We start from the raw sequence: 15,033 nt of genomic DNA, 5'->3' as shown, positions 1-15,033 counted from the left end.
TTGTAATGGCTAATAAAATAAAAACAGATGTCGTAGTATTAGGAAGTGGCCCTGGTGGATACACCGCGGCATTTAGAGCAGCTGATTTGGGAAAAAAAGTAGTATTGGTTGAGCGTTATGATTCACTAGGTGGTGTTTGCTTAAACGTCGGTTGTATCCCATCTAAGGCATTATTACATATTGCAAAAGTGGTTGATGAAGCGCATGAAATGTCCGAGCAAGGTGTTAGTTTTGGTAAACCCAAGCTGGATAGTAAAAAAATCGTTGCGTGGAAAAATTCAGTAGTTTCCAAATTGACTGGTGGTTTAAAGGCATTATCCAAACAACGTAAAGTTGAAGTCGTTATTGGCATAGGTAAATTTTCAGGTCCCAATCAAGTAACGGTTGCCACAAAAGATGGTGCAGTGGAAGTTGAATTTGAAAATGCAATCATAGCAGTGGGTTCTGAATCCATTAATTTACCTTTTATTCCAGAAGATAAACGCATTTTTAGTTCCACAGGAGCCTTAGAGCTTGCTGATCTCAAAGGGAGTTTATTGGTATTAGGTGGGGGGATTATTGGACTAGAAATGGCTACCGTTTATGCCTCTTTAGGTGTAGAGGTAACGGTTGTAGAATTTATGGATCAGCTAATTCCAGGTGCTGATTTCGATTTGGTTAATGTTTTGCAAAAACGCATGCAGAAGAAAGGCGTTAAGTTCCTTTTGAAAACTAAAGTAACTGCCGTCGAAGCCAAAAAAGATGGAATTTATGTTTCTATGGAAGGCGAACATGCAACAGACCAACCTCTTTGTTTCCAGCAGGTTCTTGTTTCAGTGGGTAGAAAACCCAATGGTGGTGCCATTGATGCAGAAAAAGCAGGAATAAAAGTTGATGAACGGGGTTTCATCAAAGTCGATAATCAACAAAGGACAAATGTATCACATATTTTTGCCATTGGTGACGTTGTAGGACAGCCAATGCTCGCACATAAAGCAATTCCTGAAGGGAAAGTTGCTGCAGAAGTTATTGCAGGTAAAAAACATTACTTTGATCCTAAATGTATTGCCAGTGTTGCCTATACCGATCCAGAGATTGCTTGGGCTGGTCTAACTGAAAAAGAAGCTAAAGAAAAAAATATTCGATATGAAAAAGCTACATTCCCTTGGGCCGCCAGTGGTCGTGCTCTTAGTATGGGTCGAGAAGAAGGTATGACTAAATTATTGTTCTGCCCAGACACGAATCGAATATTAGGTGCAGGGATTGTGGGGGTTAATGCTGGGGACTTAATTGCTGAGACCGCATTAGCTATTGAAATGTGTTGCGATGTTGAAGATATTGCTTTAACCATACATCCTCATCCAACTCTTTCTGAAACAATCGCTCAAGCTGCAGAGGCATTTGAAGGAACAATTACAGATCTTTACTTGCCAAAAAAGAAAAAAACTAATGGATAATATGTAATGCGCAGTCTAATGAAGTGCTTACCTGCTGTATTGAGTTAAATTGATTGAACTAAAATCTTTGTCATCTCCGCTCAGGCGGAGATTTATTTTATAGTGACTCAGCAATAAATTCACTCCTTCGGAAATCGAAAAAATTTTGAACTTATTAGCATTACGGGTTACGCAACATGGGAAACTAATGAAGTAATCCCCCGGCTTCGCTTTGCCAGGGAGATGATTTTTGTATAGGAGCGAAAAGGATGACACTTAACATTCGACCCATGACTGAATCAGATATTGATCATGTTTATGCAATTGAAAAAGAGGTTCATATTGCACCCTGGGAGAGAGATATTTTAAGGGATTGTGTTCGTGTAGGATATGATTGTCGTGTATTAGATATAGATGTTGGAAACCGTCTAATAATTGGGGGTTATATTATTTCTAGGCATAGTAATAAGTGCTGCCATATTTTAAATTTCTGTATCGCTAAATCTTTTCAATCACAAGGTTACGGACGTCAATTTTTAAAAAAAGTACTGCACTCATTAACAGAGTCCCAGTATATTGATCATGTTGTCCTTGAAGTGAGACCTAGTAACAAATCAGCTTTACATCTTTATCAAAGTATGGGATTTGAGCAAATTGAAATTAAACCAGCTTACTATGTGGAAGGGGACCATGTTGAAGATGCAATTGTGCTAAAAAAAATATTACCCATTTAAAACTGAATCTAATTTAAAATTTTTATAAAAGTATTCTGTCAAGACTGTTTTTTTGTTTTTTCTTTGCTATTATATACGACCATTTCGGTAAATCCTCTTATTCCCCATTCTGTGGATAACTTTTAGAGTAGTACTCTATCTTTTTTGTATTTTTTCCATTAAATATTAATATTCTCCTTATGCAGAGCCAAATTATATTTTTTTCAGTGAGATGGTAAAAATAGAGTTTATCCACAAAAACTGTGGATAACATTGTGAATAGGATTATAAATTACTTGATATATAAGCGCATTTTGGTGTGCCTCAAATTTAACCAATAATAAATAGTGTGTTTGCTGCGGGTAAAATAAAGCAAAGCGGTATGTAAACATGTTATTTTATTGTATGCAGCGCTATAATGGTGCGGTTAATTTGTACAGCGTGGGTTTTGTCATCACAATTTACCATGACAAATATAAATTTCCTATGGTACTCTCTAACACCTTGAAAAATGCAATCTTTTTCACAACGATTGCAACTGGTAATTCAAATTGATTTAAGAATTTATTTGTTGAGAACATGTCATGAGAAGAGCAAAATCCAAACTTAATCCTACCACGCAAACTGCTCAAATTGATAATTTAAGCCATGATGGAAAAGGTATTGCACGTATTAATGGCAAAGCAACTTTTATTCAGGGTGCTTTACCCGGTGAACTTGTCGAATTTCAATACACCAGGATAAAAAAGGATTTTGATGAAGGATTCTTGCTAAAGGTTGTTGAACCATCTACTTTGCGAGTTGAACCCAAATGTCCGCATTATTCCATGTGTGGCGGTTGTTCATTACAGCATATGAATGAAGAAGAACAAATCCATTTTAAACAAGAGCAATTATTAGATTTATTAGGTCGATATGGTCATACCCAACCACAGATTGTATTGCCTCCTTTAGTTGCTGGATATTGGAATTACCGGAATAAAGCCCGACTAAGTGTCCGCTATGTCGAGAAAAAGCAAACCTCGATGGTGGGATTTAGAGAACGTAGTAACCCTCGGTATATTACTGAGATTACTCAATGTCCCGTTTTAAATGCAAAGCTTGATGCAGATATTATTCCATTACGGCAATTGATTGACTCGATGCAAGACAAGAATTGTATTGCACAAATTGAAGTTGCTGCAGGGGACAAGGAAGTTGCTCTTATTTTCAGAAATTTAACTCCGCTAAGTCTTGACGACGAGTTGAACATTCAAAAATTTGCTGAAGAGTATGATTATAAAATTTTCCTCCAACCTGGTGGTCCAGACAGCGTATATTGTTTTTATCCAGCTAAGGCAAGTGAATATCTTACATATACGTTACCAGATTATCAGATTAACTTCTCATTTCACCCTACAGATTTTACTCAAGTTAATTCAGCATTAAATCGTACTATGGTGCCACAAGCGATTGAACTTATGGACTTAAAAAGTACTGATATCGTGCTAGACTTATTTTGTGGGCTTGGTAATTTTTCGCTTCCAATGGCTAAATTTTGTTCCAAAGTACTCGGTGTTGAAGGCAGTAAAAATATGGTTGAAAGAGCATATATGAATGCAAAGCTGAATCATATTCAAAATGTAGACTTTTATGCTGCAAATTTAGATGATGTACATGAAGTAAAGAAACTGGTGCAGCAACCTTGCAACAAAGTATTAATTGACCCTCCTCGATCGGGTGCACTCGAAATTGTGAAACAAATTGATGCACTGAATCCAGAGCGTATTGTATATGTATCATGTAATCCCGTAACATTAGCTCGTGATACAGATGTATTGGTTAATCAAAAAGGCTATAAGTTGATGAAAGCAGGGGTAATGGATATGTTCCCCCATACTGCTCATGTTGAATCAATCGCATTGTTTAAAAAGGATAAAACTGATGGTTAGAGTAAAAGATACTGTCCCATTGTGCGAAGATGGAAGCATCGATGTAGATTTGTGGCTTCATCAGTTAAGTGCAAAGGGTTATTTGGATAATCTTGAACTCATTCGTAGTGCATGTACCTTAAGTCAACTTGCAGGACAAGAACATGCAACAGAAACAGGACAATCTTGTTTGCAACAAGGCTTGTCTATGGCCGATTTGCTTGCAGATCTTGAGGTCGACCAAGAAACACTCGCAGCAGCCATTATTTTTGAAAACGTTCACTATGCCGATTTATCCATTGATGATGTGGTGGAGCAATTAGGCCCAAATATCGCCAAATTGGTTAAAGGCATAGAGCGCATGAGCGCAATGCAGAGTTTTCAAGGATTAAATAAATACCCACAGAATAAACAACAAATCGATAACATTCGTAAAATGTTATTAGCGATGGTAGATGATGTTCGAGTGGTATTAATTAAGTTAGCTGAACGCTTATGCGTTTTAAGAACAGCCGGGCATTTATCAGAAGAATTACGTAAACAATTAGCTACCGAAGCGATGGAAATTTATGCTCCTTTAGCCAATAGGTTGGGAATTGGGGCAATTAAATGGGAAATGGAGGATATGGCTTTTCGTTATTTACATCCTGAGGAGTATAAAGCGATTGCCAAAGGTCTCAAAGCAAAACGATTGGAGCGCGATAATTTCGTTGATGCAATTGTTGCTCAATTAAATGAACAAATTAAAGCTCATGGAATAGAACATTTTGCCGTCTATGGACGTTCAAAACATATCCATAGTATCTATAAAAAAATGACCCGGAAGAATGTTTCACTCGATGAAATTTATGATGCTACTGCAGTACGTGTTCTTGTGGATACCCAGCCTCATTGTTATGAAGTCTTAGGGATGGTGCATACCCTTTGGAAACAAATTCCCGCTGAGTTTGATGATTATATTATCAATCCCAAGCCTAATGGTTATCAATCGTTACATACAGCAGTTCAAAGCCCCGAAGGCAGAGTTTTTGAGGTGCAAATAAGAACTTTCCTTATGCATGATTTGGCGGAAATGGGGGTAGCAGCTCATTGGAAGTATAAAGAAGGTGGTTTCAAACAAAAACAAAGCCATGAGCGCAAAATTGAATGGCTACGCGATGTCTTAGCCTGGCATCGGGAAATGGCGAATAATAAGGGTGTTCCTGAAAGTACTACCACAGAATTTCTTGAAGATAGGGTGTATGTTTTTACTCCCGACGGAGATGTTCTTGATTTACCTCAAGGCGTAACCTCTTTGGATTTTGCTTATCACGTACATAGTGATTTAGGCCATCGATGTCGCGGAGCACGCATAAATGGACACATTGTACCCTTAACGTATCAACTGAAAACAGGCGATAAGGTTGAGATTTTAACTGGAAAAGAAAGTAAGCCCTCTCGTGATTGGATCAATCCTCACTTAAATTATCTCAAAACATCGCGAGCTAAAGCCAAAGTTTTGCATTGGTTTAAAATGCAAGATTATGACCGAAACATCCAAGATGGACGTGAATTGCTTGATAAAGAATTAAAATCTTTAGGAATAAAATCCGATAAACTTAATGAAGTCGCTACAGCACTTCATTTCAAAAAACTTGATGATCTTTATGCAAATCTGGGACGGGGTGATATTAAAATAGGGCAAATCGTCAGTAAACTTGCTCCACCGGTTACTTCAGAGCTCAATCTTGAACGATTTGTTAAACCTCATGCAAAACCAGAAATTACTGGAAGTGATCTGCGTATTGAAGGTGTAGGTAATTTATTAACTTTTATGGCACGATGTTGTCAACCTGTTCCTGGAGATTCCGTAATTGGTTATATCACGATAGGTCGAGGTGTATCAGTACATCGACAAGATTGTCCTAATATTATTCATGCTAGTGAGCGACAAAAACAGCGTTTTTTGCAAGTTACTTGGGGCAGTGCTACTCGAGAAAACTATGTGGTTGATATTTTAATCAAAGCGTTTGATCGTTCCGAACTTTTAAAAGATGTGACCTCACTTCTTGCTAATGAAAAAGCACACGTTTATGCATTGCAAACCCAAAGTAATAAACAAGAAAATATGGCTTATATCACTTTAACTGTAGATGTTGATGGGTTAAGTAGCTTATCTCGGCTCCTAGCAAAGTTAGAGCAAATTCCTAATGTTCTCGAGGCGAGAAGACAAGTTTAATTTGGTCATGATTTGTAGCTTGGGTGAAGCGGGTGCGACCTGAAGTTAGGAGATCGTTCCTATTCAAAAATCGAACTCCACTGTGCATCCCCAGGCTACATCTATTCTTATTTAAAAATAAACCCTGCAATAACAGCACGATACTCGCTTAATAAAACATTATAGGTACGACACGCAGCACCTATAGACATGCATTCTATACCTATTCTTTGATCTGCAAAATGTTTCATAATTGACAGGGACAGGAGTTTTCCGGTATGTTCATGGCCAATGATGATGATTTCCGGTTTAAATTGCGTTAATAAATTCATATAGTGTTCATCAATTTCTTCAATGTTTTTAATTGGCAGATCACTAATGATTTCTGTTTTAGAAACAATTAAACTGCGTTCATAAACAATGGAATTAATCTGAATTTTGTTATCACTATAAGCTTGCACTGCATGTAGTTCTGCGGATTCTAAATTGATCTTCATAGTTTAGGATGATTCAATGAATTATAAATGGCTGTAAGTATATCACAGAGGTCACTATTATGAGTCAATTTCCGCGTATCAATCGTTTGCCACCTTATGTATTTAATACATTAACTCAACTAAAAACTGAAGCGCGGGCTCGTGGAGAGGATATTATTGATTTTGGTATGGGAAATCCTGATCAGCCAACTCCTCCACATATTGTGAATAAACTCATTGAAGCGGTGCAAAGACCAGATACTCATCGATATTCTATGTCAAAAGGCATTCCAAGGCTAAGACGTGCTATGGCCTCCTGGTATCAACGGAATTATGATGTTCATTTAAATAGTGAAACACAAATATTAGCTACCATTGGCTCGAAAGAAGGTCTAGCTCATCTGGCACTAGCGATAAGTGGCCCGGGGGATACGATTTTAGTTCCCGATCCCGCATACCCTATTCATACCTATGGATTTATCATTGCGGGAGCGAACGTAAAACAAGTCCCGCTTATAAATGAAACTCAATTTTTAGCTTCAATAGAAGATACGATTAATCGCAGTTTACCTAAACCTAAAGCATTAGTAATTAATTTTCCTGCAAATCCAAGTACACATTGTGTAGATTATGAATTTTTCGAAAAAATTGTTGCATTAGCAAAAAAACATGAAATTTGGGTGGTTCATGACTTAGCTTATGCTGATATCGTATTTGATGGATATAAAGCTCCTTCAATACTTCAAGTTCCAGGAGCAATAGATATAGCAATTGAAACTTATTCTATGTCTAAGTCATACAATATGCCAGGGTGGCGAGTTGGATTTGCTTGCGGAAATGAAGAGTTAGTCGGAGCACTTACTCGAATTAAATCTTATTTAGATTACGGCACATTTACGCCTATCCAAGTTGCAGCGATTGCTGCATTAGACGGCCCTGATGAGTGTGTCCACGAAATTAGAGCTCTATATGAAAAGCGACGTAATATTCTTTGCGATGGCTTAAATGAGATGGGTTGGGAAGTCGCTCGTCCCAAGGCAACTATGTTTGTTTGGGCACCCATTCCTGCTCATTATCAACATATGGGTTCCCTTGAGTTTAGTAAATACTTATTAAAAGAAGCTCATGTTGCTGTGTCTCCTGGAATCGGTTTTGGACAACAGGGTGATGGTCATGTTCGTTTCGGTTTAATAGAAAATAAAGATCGAATGCGTCAAGCACTAAGAAATTTAAAAGCATTGTTTCGTAGAGATGGATTGATTAAGGCAGAACAAATATGCATGTTGTGATTAACTCGGAATGCAGTTCGATTCCTGAGTATGCCAAGCCTCTAAATTCAGAAGGGAATGTATTACTCAATTTTTTGCTGTGTCTTGGCTATGATTCTACGAATCCACCTTATGCTGACTTATTAAGACAACATCATAATTTAGAAGGTGAGTGGTTTGTATTGACACCAGTTTATTGGGAAGCAACGCATAATGATGCCATGATTGTTGCTTTGGGGAGTGAACTGCATCTTGAAGAGTCTGAAGCGAAATCATGGTTTCTTTTATTCTCAGACTATCTGGCAAAAGAAGGTGTCTCTCTTTATTACCATAATTCAGAAACTTGGTTAATTAATAACAAAAAAAACGCGCTGAATGCAAAACCACCCCATCATTTATTGCATCAATCATTAATGCCCCAATTAGCACAATTGGATAATACGATGTATTGGCAAAAGTTTATTACTGAAAGCCAAATGCTTTTTGCATCTAAGCCTAATCAATCCTTGGCTAATGGATTATGGACGTGGAGTAGTGCAAAACTTAAGGATAAAATGCCGATACGCATTTGTGTTGACGAGCATTTTTATTCATTAGCACAACTATGTAGTTCTCAAGTTTCTTTATATAGCCCATCAATAACACTGAATAATTATCAGATTCTATTGCTTACTGACTATTCTGTGCTCAGTGAACCACATCAAAAAGAATTGAAGGAGATGTGTACTGATTGGTATTGGAACAATGAGGCTTATTCTATAAGTGCAGATAGTTGGTATGTTCGTTTATGGAGAAAACTAATTCATGCTTATTAAACAACGCCCCAGAGCATCACAACTTTTGGATTTACCTAATATACCCGACGTTCTAAGAAGAATATTCGCAAACAGAGGGATTACTGAGCTTTCTCAATTGGATAAACAACTCCAAGCTTTATTGCCTTTTGATAGCCTAATGGGGATCGATAAAGCGTGTCTACGTTTGGAAAAAGCATTGCGTGAACAGCATAGAATCTTAGTCATAGGAGATTTTGATGCCGATGGAGCGACCTCAACAGCCCTCGCAATTACCGCATTACGCTCTATGGGTGCTTCGTTTGTAGAGTATTTAGTCCCTAATCGTTTTGAGTTTGGTTATGGTTTAACTCCACAAATAGTCGAAGTGGCAAGCAAATGGAATCCCGCGTTAATAATCACTGTGGATAATGGAATTGCTAGTATTGAAGGTGTACAAAGGGCAAATGAATTAGGGATCGATGTTTTAATCACGGATCACCATCTGCCTGCTGAAATTCTTCCAAATGCTTGTGCCATCGTAAATCCCAACCAGCGAGATTGTAAATTTCCTAGTAAATCGATTGCTGGTGTTGGAGTTATTTTTTATGTGATGTTGGCTTTGCGAAGACATTTGGTGAGTACGAATTGGTTTCGTGAGATGAATATTACCGAACCCAATATGGCGAGTTTTTTGGATTTAGTTGCTTTAGGGACAGTAGCGGATGTTGTTGGACTGGACCAAAACAACCGCATCATGGTAAATCAAGGTCTGGCAAGAATACGTCAAGGTCTTTGCCGTGCAGGGATTAAAGCCTTAATTGAGGTCTCTGGACGTGAGTGCGCACGACTTAGAGAGTCTGATTTGGGGTTTGCTATTGCACCCAGACTCAATGCTGCTGGGCGATTGGATGATATGGCTTTGGGTATTGAATGTTTAATTACTTCTGATGAACAACAAGCTAGAAATTATTGTCAGCAGTTAGATGAATTGAATGATGAAAGGAAGCAAATTGAAACCGAAATGAAGGAACAGGCCATGCTTGCCTTGGAAAAACTTGCTCTAAATGCTGAATACAACAGTACGCACTTACCTATTGCTTTGTGTCTTTTTGATAAAACCTGGCATCAAGGGGTAATTGGAATTTTAGCAGGACGAATGAAAGAGCGTTATCATCGTCCAGTTATTGCTTTTGCAGAAGTAAGTGACGATGAGTTGAAAGGATCAGCACGTTCGGTTGCTGATTTAAATATTAGGGATGTTTTGGCAGCAATAGATAAGGATCATCCTGGACTTATTAATAAATTTGGTGGCCATGCTATGGCTGCCGGCCTGAGTATTCATCCGCGTTCTCTCAAAGTATTTCGAGAGGCTCTGGTTTGTGAAGTGAGCAAACACATCGATTTGTCGCAATGCGAAGGTGAGTTACTGACTGATGGTCCCTTACAGCCTGAAGAGTTCAGTCTTGAAATTGCTCAATTAATTCAGCAAGCTGGTCCTTGGGGCCAGCAATTTGCTGAACCTGTTTTTGATAATGTTTTTGAGATTCTGGATCAACGGTTGGTTGGGAAAAATCATTTAAAAATGACTTTAGTGACAACACAAGGCGATCAACAAGTGGATGCGATCGCGTTTAATGTGGACTTAAAATCTTGGCCAAACCATAGAGTTAAATACGTACATGCAGCTTATAAGTTGGATATCAATTTTTATCAAGGTCGAACACGGTTACAATTACTAATCCAAGCAATGAATGCTGTAAATCAAGAATAGGTATAAAAAGTAGCCTCATGCAGCTCAGGGAACCCATATTTAATCCCGGGTTTCGCTTTACTGCACTCAGGGATTTTCAGTTATATTTTTGTGCAAAGTTTCAGATCAGGTTATAATTGCTCTTTTTTTATTTGAATAATAATAGTGTCAGACATTTTGCTATCCCCTTTATCTATTGCTCCAATGATTGATTGGACTTACAGCCATTTTCGGATTTTTATGCGAATTCTGGCTCCTAGTGCACTTTTGTATACAGAAATGCAAACTACTGGTGCGATCCAGAATAATCCGGTGCGGTCTTTACAATTTAGTGAAATAGAACATCCCATAGCGCTACAAGTGGGAGGGTCAGACCCCAAAGCCTTAGCTCAATGTGTTCAATACGCCCAGCAAGAAGGATATAACGAGATTAATATTAATCTGGGTTGTCCGAGTGATAAAGTTCAGGCGGGACGTTTTGGCGCGTGCTTAATGCGGGAACCAAAACACGTTGTAGCTTGTCTTAAGGCGATGCGGCAAGTTGCTACTATACCCATTACTGCAAAAACCAGAATCGGGATCGATCATCAAGACAGTTATGAGTTTTTTAGTGACTTTGTCCATCAGTTGATTGAGGCTGGAGTGCAGAAAGTAATTGTGCATGCCCGAAAGGCTTGGCTCAATGGGTTAAACCCTAAACAAAATCGAACAATTCCACCAATTAACTATGAATATGTTTATCGACTTAAAAAAGAAATACCGGACGTTCCTGTGATAGTCAATGGTAATATATCAAATATAAAAGAGATTAGTGAACATCTGCAAATTGTTGAAGGAGTAATGCTCGGTCGTTTAGCATGTGATAACCCTTTTCAAATAGCAAAAATACATCATGAACTTTATCCAGAAATCCAAACAAGTACACGCAGTCAAGTATTTAATCGTTATCTGGATTATTTAAAGGAAGAATATAAAAAAGGGGCTTCTTTAAGTTTATTGATTAAGCCCGTATTCAATTTAGCTTTTGGATTACCGGGTGCAAGTCAATGGAAAAGAAAACTAATGCTGATTATGCAGACCAAAAATCTTACTTTGTTTAGTGAATTAAGAGAGTATTTAAAGGAAATTGAGCTGCATGCAGAGGAATTATAAGTGAACTAAATTGCATTATCTTGATATATCGAGATATATGCATTATTTGATTTAAAATATTGTATACTATGATATGAATTGTGGAAAATCATATCGTGGTTGTCTGTTTCGCCAGAAACTTTTCTCATCATCCAAGTTATATCATGAAGATTCTCTTAAATTATAAGGTATTCGTGGTATTTTTCCCCAAATTTTAGTACATTAACGAATTTGTTATTTGAAATCTCCAGAGGATTATTTAGGCCATGCTGAATACGTTGATTAAGAAAATGTTTGGAAGCCGAAATGAGCGTACATTGCGGCGTATGGAAAAGGCAGTAATGGCAATCAATGCATTTGAACCACAAATGAAAGCATTGACAGATGCTGAGTTGGCTGCAAAAACCCAGCATTTTAAAGCACGTTTTGCAGAAGGTGAAAGCCTTGATGAAATGTTGGCGGAAGCTTTTGCTACAGTAAGAGAGGCATCTATACGGACTTTAGGTCTGCGCCATTTTGACGTGCAATTAATTGGTGGGATGGTACTGCATGAAGGTAACATTGCTGAAATGCGTACTGGGGAAGGTAAAACACTGGTAGCAACTTTGCCTGCATATTTGAATGCAATTACTGACCGCGGTGTACATGTTGTAACTGTGAATGATTATCTCGCGAAACGCGACAGTCAATGGATGAAACCTATATTTGAGTTTTTAGGCTTAACTGTAGGTGTGATTTATCCGGATATGTCCCATTCAGCAAAACAAGAAGCTTATCGTTGCGATATTGTTTATGGAACGAATAATGAATATGGTTTTGATTACTTACGCGATAATATGGCATTTAGTCTTGAAGACAAGGTACAACGCGAGTTGAACTTTGCCATAGTGGATGAAGTAGACTCTATTTTAATTGACGAGGCACGTACACCTTTGATTATTTCGGGTGCGGCTGAAGATAGTTCCGAACTATATATCAAAATTAATACATTGATTCCTCATTTGAAGAAACAAGAAGAAGAGGGCGGTGAAGGGGATTATACTGTTGATGAGAAGCAAAAGCAGGCGCATCTTACTGATACAGGTCATCAACATATAGAGGAATTGCTGGTTAAAGCAAAACTTCTGGACCAGGGTGAAAGTTTGTATCATGCTAGTAATATTATGTTAATGCATCATGTGAATGCTGCATTAAAAGCTCATGCGATGTTCCATCGAGACGTGGATTATATCGTTAAGGATGGACAGGTTATTATAGTTGACGAGCATACTGGTCGTACAATGCCTGGTCGACGATGGTCTGAAGGATTACATCAAGCTGTTGAAGCGAAAGAAGGTGTTGGGATTCAAAATGAAAACCAAACTCTTGCTTCCATTACATTCCAGAATTTTTTCCGTATGTATAATAAATTGTCCGGTATGACTGGAACCGCGGATACTGAAGCGTATGAATTACAGCAAATTTATAATCTTGATGTAGTGGTCATTCCAACCAATAAACCGATGGTAAGAAAAGATGAATCGGATCTGGTTTATTTAACGCAACAAGATAAATTCCAAGCGGTCATAGCAGACATCCGTGAATGTATTGCCCGAAAGCAACCTGTTCTTGTGGGTACTGTTTCGATTGAAGCTTCTGAATTTTTAAGTCAATTTCTTAAAAAAGAACATATCAAGCATCAAGTTCTCAATGCCAAATTTCACGAAAAAGAGGCCCAGATTATTGCTGAAGCAGGTCGTCCAGGTGCCGTAACCATTGCTACAAATATGGCTGGTCGAGGAACAGATATTGTTTTGGGAGGAAGTTTGTCTGCTGATTTAGCTCAATTGCCGGAAACAGCGAGTGCCGAAGAAATAGATGCGGTTAAAAAGTTATGGCAGAAACGTCATGATGAAGTAATTGCTGCTGGTGGATTAAGAATTATAGGTTCCGAGCGTCATGAATCACGCCGAATCGATAATCAGTTACGGGGTCGTTCAGGTCGTCAGGGTGATGTGGGAAGCAGTCGTTTCTACTTATCACTTGAAGATAATTTAATGCGTATATTTGCTTCTGATCGTGTTGCATCGATGATGCGTCGTTTAGGAATGAAGCCTGGGGAGCCTATTGAGCATAGTTTAGTTACCAAAGCGATTGAGAATGCTCAACGGAAACTTGAGGGACATCATTTTGATGTTAGAAAACAGTTGTTGGATTATGACAATGTGGCTAATGATCAAAGACAGGTTATTTATACGCAACGTGCCTCAATCATGGATATGACAGATACTGAAGAAATGGTCAATATGATGAGAGAGGAGGTCATATCAAATCTTGTTGATACCTATATTCCTCCACAAAGTTTGGAAGATCAGTGGGATGCAAAATCTTTAAGTGATGTTCTGGCTGATGAGTTCAAACTTAAGGCTCCAGTGCTTGAATGGATTGAAGAAGATCATCATATCCAACCAGAGCAAATCAAGGATAAGATTCTTGACATTGCGGCAAAAAGATATGATGAAAAAGTAAAACAAGCAGGTAGAGCTACAATGTCTCAGTTTGAAAAATCAGTGATTTTGCAAACTTTGGATAATCAATGGCGTGAACACTTAGCGGTAATGGATCAACTGCGTCAAGGAATTCATTTGCGTGGGTATGCCCAAAAAGATCCAAAACAAGAGTATAAAAAAGAAGCTTTTGCCTTGTTTACCACGATGCTTGATACTTTAAAATATGATGTAACTCGTTTAATTTCCTCAGTTGAAATTCAAACTGAAGAAGATGTAAATGCCGTTGAAGAGCAGCGCCGAGCTGAGCAAGTGAGTAAGATGAACTTGCAACACGGTAATTATGTTGATGAAAATGAGGAAGAGGGAATTCAGACACAAACCTACAAAAGGCATGAAAAGAAAATTGGTCGAAATGATCCTTGTCCCTGCGGTTCGGGTAAAAAATATAAAACATGCCATGGAAGTTTAGCGTGAATATAGAAGTTGCTGTAGCAGTTATTGTTGATGAACAGCAGCGTATCTTGATAACCCAGCGTCCTTTCCATGTTCCGCATGGAGGATGCTGGGAGTTTCCTGGCGGTAAGTTAGAGACTGGTGAGTCTCCAGGAGTTGCATTAGTTCGAGAAATCAAGGAAGAGGTTGGCTTAGATATTTTGCAATACAAATTATTGGGAGAAATTAATCACCAATATTCCGATAAAGAAGTAAAATTAAATATTTTTCTTGTTGATCAATTTGTTGGTCTCCCTTCATGTAAGGAAGGACAGTTGGCTATGAAATGGGTTCATCAGCATGAACTCAATCCCGAACAGTTTCCTGAAGCAAACCATAGAGTAATTGCAATCGTACAGAACTATTTATGCTGCAGAGAAGCTTTATGATGGAATCCTCTATAGGGTTCCCTCAGC

Annotated in this window: 11 protein-coding genes; 10 read left to right on the top strand and 1 reads right to left on the bottom strand. The window is 38.2% G+C overall.

What is annotated here, in order from left to right:
- The first annotated feature begins 5 nt into the window (after positions 1 to 5).
- The 4 genes from lpdA (at position 6) to relA (ending at position 6,256) form a co-directional block, all read left to right on the top strand.
- Positions 6 to 1,436 (top strand): dihydrolipoyl dehydrogenase, encoded by a 1,431-nt coding sequence (gene lpdA / locus ACWTE2_RS18380; RefSeq protein ID WP_182390739.1) that lies wholly within the window; start codon positions 6 to 8, stop codon positions 1,434 to 1,436.
- 248 nt (positions 1,437 to 1,684) lie between these two features.
- The gene (gene rimI, locus ACWTE2_RS18375; RefSeq protein WP_182390738.1) at positions 1,685 to 2,149 is read left to right on the top strand and encodes a ribosomal protein S18-alanine N-acetyltransferase; all 465 of its coding nucleotides are present in this window, start codon (positions 1,685 to 1,687) and stop codon (positions 2,147 to 2,149) included.
- Positions 2,150 to 2,712: 563 nt separating this feature from the next.
- Complete coding sequence (gene rlmD, locus ACWTE2_RS18370) at positions 2,713 to 4,059, top strand: 23S rRNA (uracil(1939)-C(5))-methyltransferase RlmD (protein ID WP_454783807.1); 1,347 nt, start codon at positions 2,713 to 2,715, stop codon at positions 4,057 to 4,059.
- Positions 4,052 to 6,256, top strand: a complete 2,205-nt coding sequence (gene relA / locus ACWTE2_RS18365; RefSeq protein ID WP_182390736.1) for a GTP diphosphokinase — start codon at positions 4,052 to 4,054, stop codon at positions 6,254 to 6,256. The genes rlmD and relA overlap by 8 nt, the downstream gene beginning before the upstream one ends.
- Before the next feature lie 107 nt (positions 6,257 to 6,363).
- On the opposite strand, the gene ACWTE2_RS18360 is transcribed toward relA, so the two are convergent.
- A complete protein-coding gene (locus ACWTE2_RS18360; protein ID WP_454783806.1) occupies positions 6,364 to 6,732 on the bottom strand; it encodes an Mth938-like domain-containing protein in 369 nt (122 codons plus the stop codon).
- Between the two features lie 59 nt (positions 6,733 to 6,791).
- Between ACWTE2_RS18360 and alaC the strand changes: the two genes are divergently transcribed.
- The 6 genes from alaC (at position 6,792) to mutT (ending at position 15,006) form a co-directional block, all read left to right on the top strand.
- On the top strand, positions 6,792 to 8,000 hold the full coding sequence (gene alaC / locus ACWTE2_RS18355) for an alanine transaminase (RefSeq protein WP_182390734.1): 1,209 nt from the start codon (positions 6,792 to 6,794) through the stop codon (positions 7,998 to 8,000).
- The gene (locus tag ACWTE2_RS18350) at positions 7,988 to 8,794 is read left to right on the top strand and encodes a hypothetical protein (RefSeq protein WP_454783805.1); all 807 of its coding nucleotides are present in this window, start codon (positions 7,988 to 7,990) and stop codon (positions 8,792 to 8,794) included. Before alaC ends, ACWTE2_RS18350 begins: the two co-directional genes overlap by 13 nt.
- The gene (recJ, locus tag ACWTE2_RS18345) at positions 8,784 to 10,526 is read left to right on the top strand and encodes a single-stranded-DNA-specific exonuclease RecJ (protein WP_454783804.1); all 1,743 of its coding nucleotides are present in this window, start codon (positions 8,784 to 8,786) and stop codon (positions 10,524 to 10,526) included. Before ACWTE2_RS18350 ends, recJ begins: the two co-directional genes overlap by 11 nt.
- Positions 10,527 to 10,670: 144 nt before the next feature.
- On the top strand, positions 10,671 to 11,657 hold the full coding sequence (dusA, locus tag ACWTE2_RS18340; RefSeq protein ID WP_454783803.1) for a tRNA dihydrouridine(20/20a) synthase DusA: 987 nt from the start codon (positions 10,671 to 10,673) through the stop codon (positions 11,655 to 11,657).
- 245 nt (positions 11,658 to 11,902) lie between these two features.
- Positions 11,903 to 14,599 (top strand): preprotein translocase subunit SecA, encoded by a 2,697-nt coding sequence (gene secA / locus ACWTE2_RS18335; protein WP_454783802.1) that lies wholly within the window; start codon positions 11,903 to 11,905, stop codon positions 14,597 to 14,599.
- Positions 14,596 to 15,006 carry an 8-oxo-dGTP diphosphatase MutT gene (gene mutT, locus ACWTE2_RS18330; protein WP_454783801.1) on the top strand — a complete coding sequence of 137 codons (411 nt, stop codon included), beginning with the start codon at positions 14,596 to 14,598 and terminating at the stop codon, positions 15,004 to 15,006. Before secA ends, mutT begins: the two co-directional genes overlap by 4 nt.
- Positions 15,007 to 15,033 lie beyond the last annotated feature (27 nt).

The sequence above is a fragment of the Legionella nigrisilvae genome (assembly GCF_977063395.2).
The sequence above is the reverse complement of the archived record's forward strand: the minus strand, read 5'-3'. Positions and strand labels throughout refer to the sequence as shown.

Coding starts and splice junctions, on each gene's coding strand:
- lpdA (WP_182390739.1), top strand. CDS start 6: ATGGCTAATAAAATAAAAACAGATGTCGTAGTATTAGGAAGTGGCCCT.
- rimI (WP_182390738.1), top strand. CDS start 1,685: ATGACACTTAACATTCGACCCATGACTGAATCAGATATTGATCATGTT.
- rlmD (WP_454783807.1), top strand. CDS start 2,713: ATGAGAAGAGCAAAATCCAAACTTAATCCTACCACGCAAACTGCTCAA.
- relA (WP_182390736.1), top strand. CDS start 4,052: ATGGTTAGAGTAAAAGATACTGTCCCATTGTGCGAAGATGGAAGCATC.
- ACWTE2_RS18360 (WP_454783806.1), bottom strand. CDS start 6,732: ATGAAGATCAATTTAGAATCCGCAGAACTACATGCAGTGCAAGCTTAT.
- alaC (WP_182390734.1), top strand. CDS start 6,792: ATGAGTCAATTTCCGCGTATCAATCGTTTGCCACCTTATGTATTTAAT.
- ACWTE2_RS18350 (WP_454783805.1), top strand. CDS start 7,988: ATGCATGTTGTGATTAACTCGGAATGCAGTTCGATTCCTGAGTATGCC.
- recJ (WP_454783804.1), top strand. CDS start 8,784: ATGCTTATTAAACAACGCCCCAGAGCATCACAACTTTTGGATTTACCT.
- secA (WP_454783802.1), top strand. CDS start 11,903: ATGCTGAATACGTTGATTAAGAAAATGTTTGGAAGCCGAAATGAGCGT.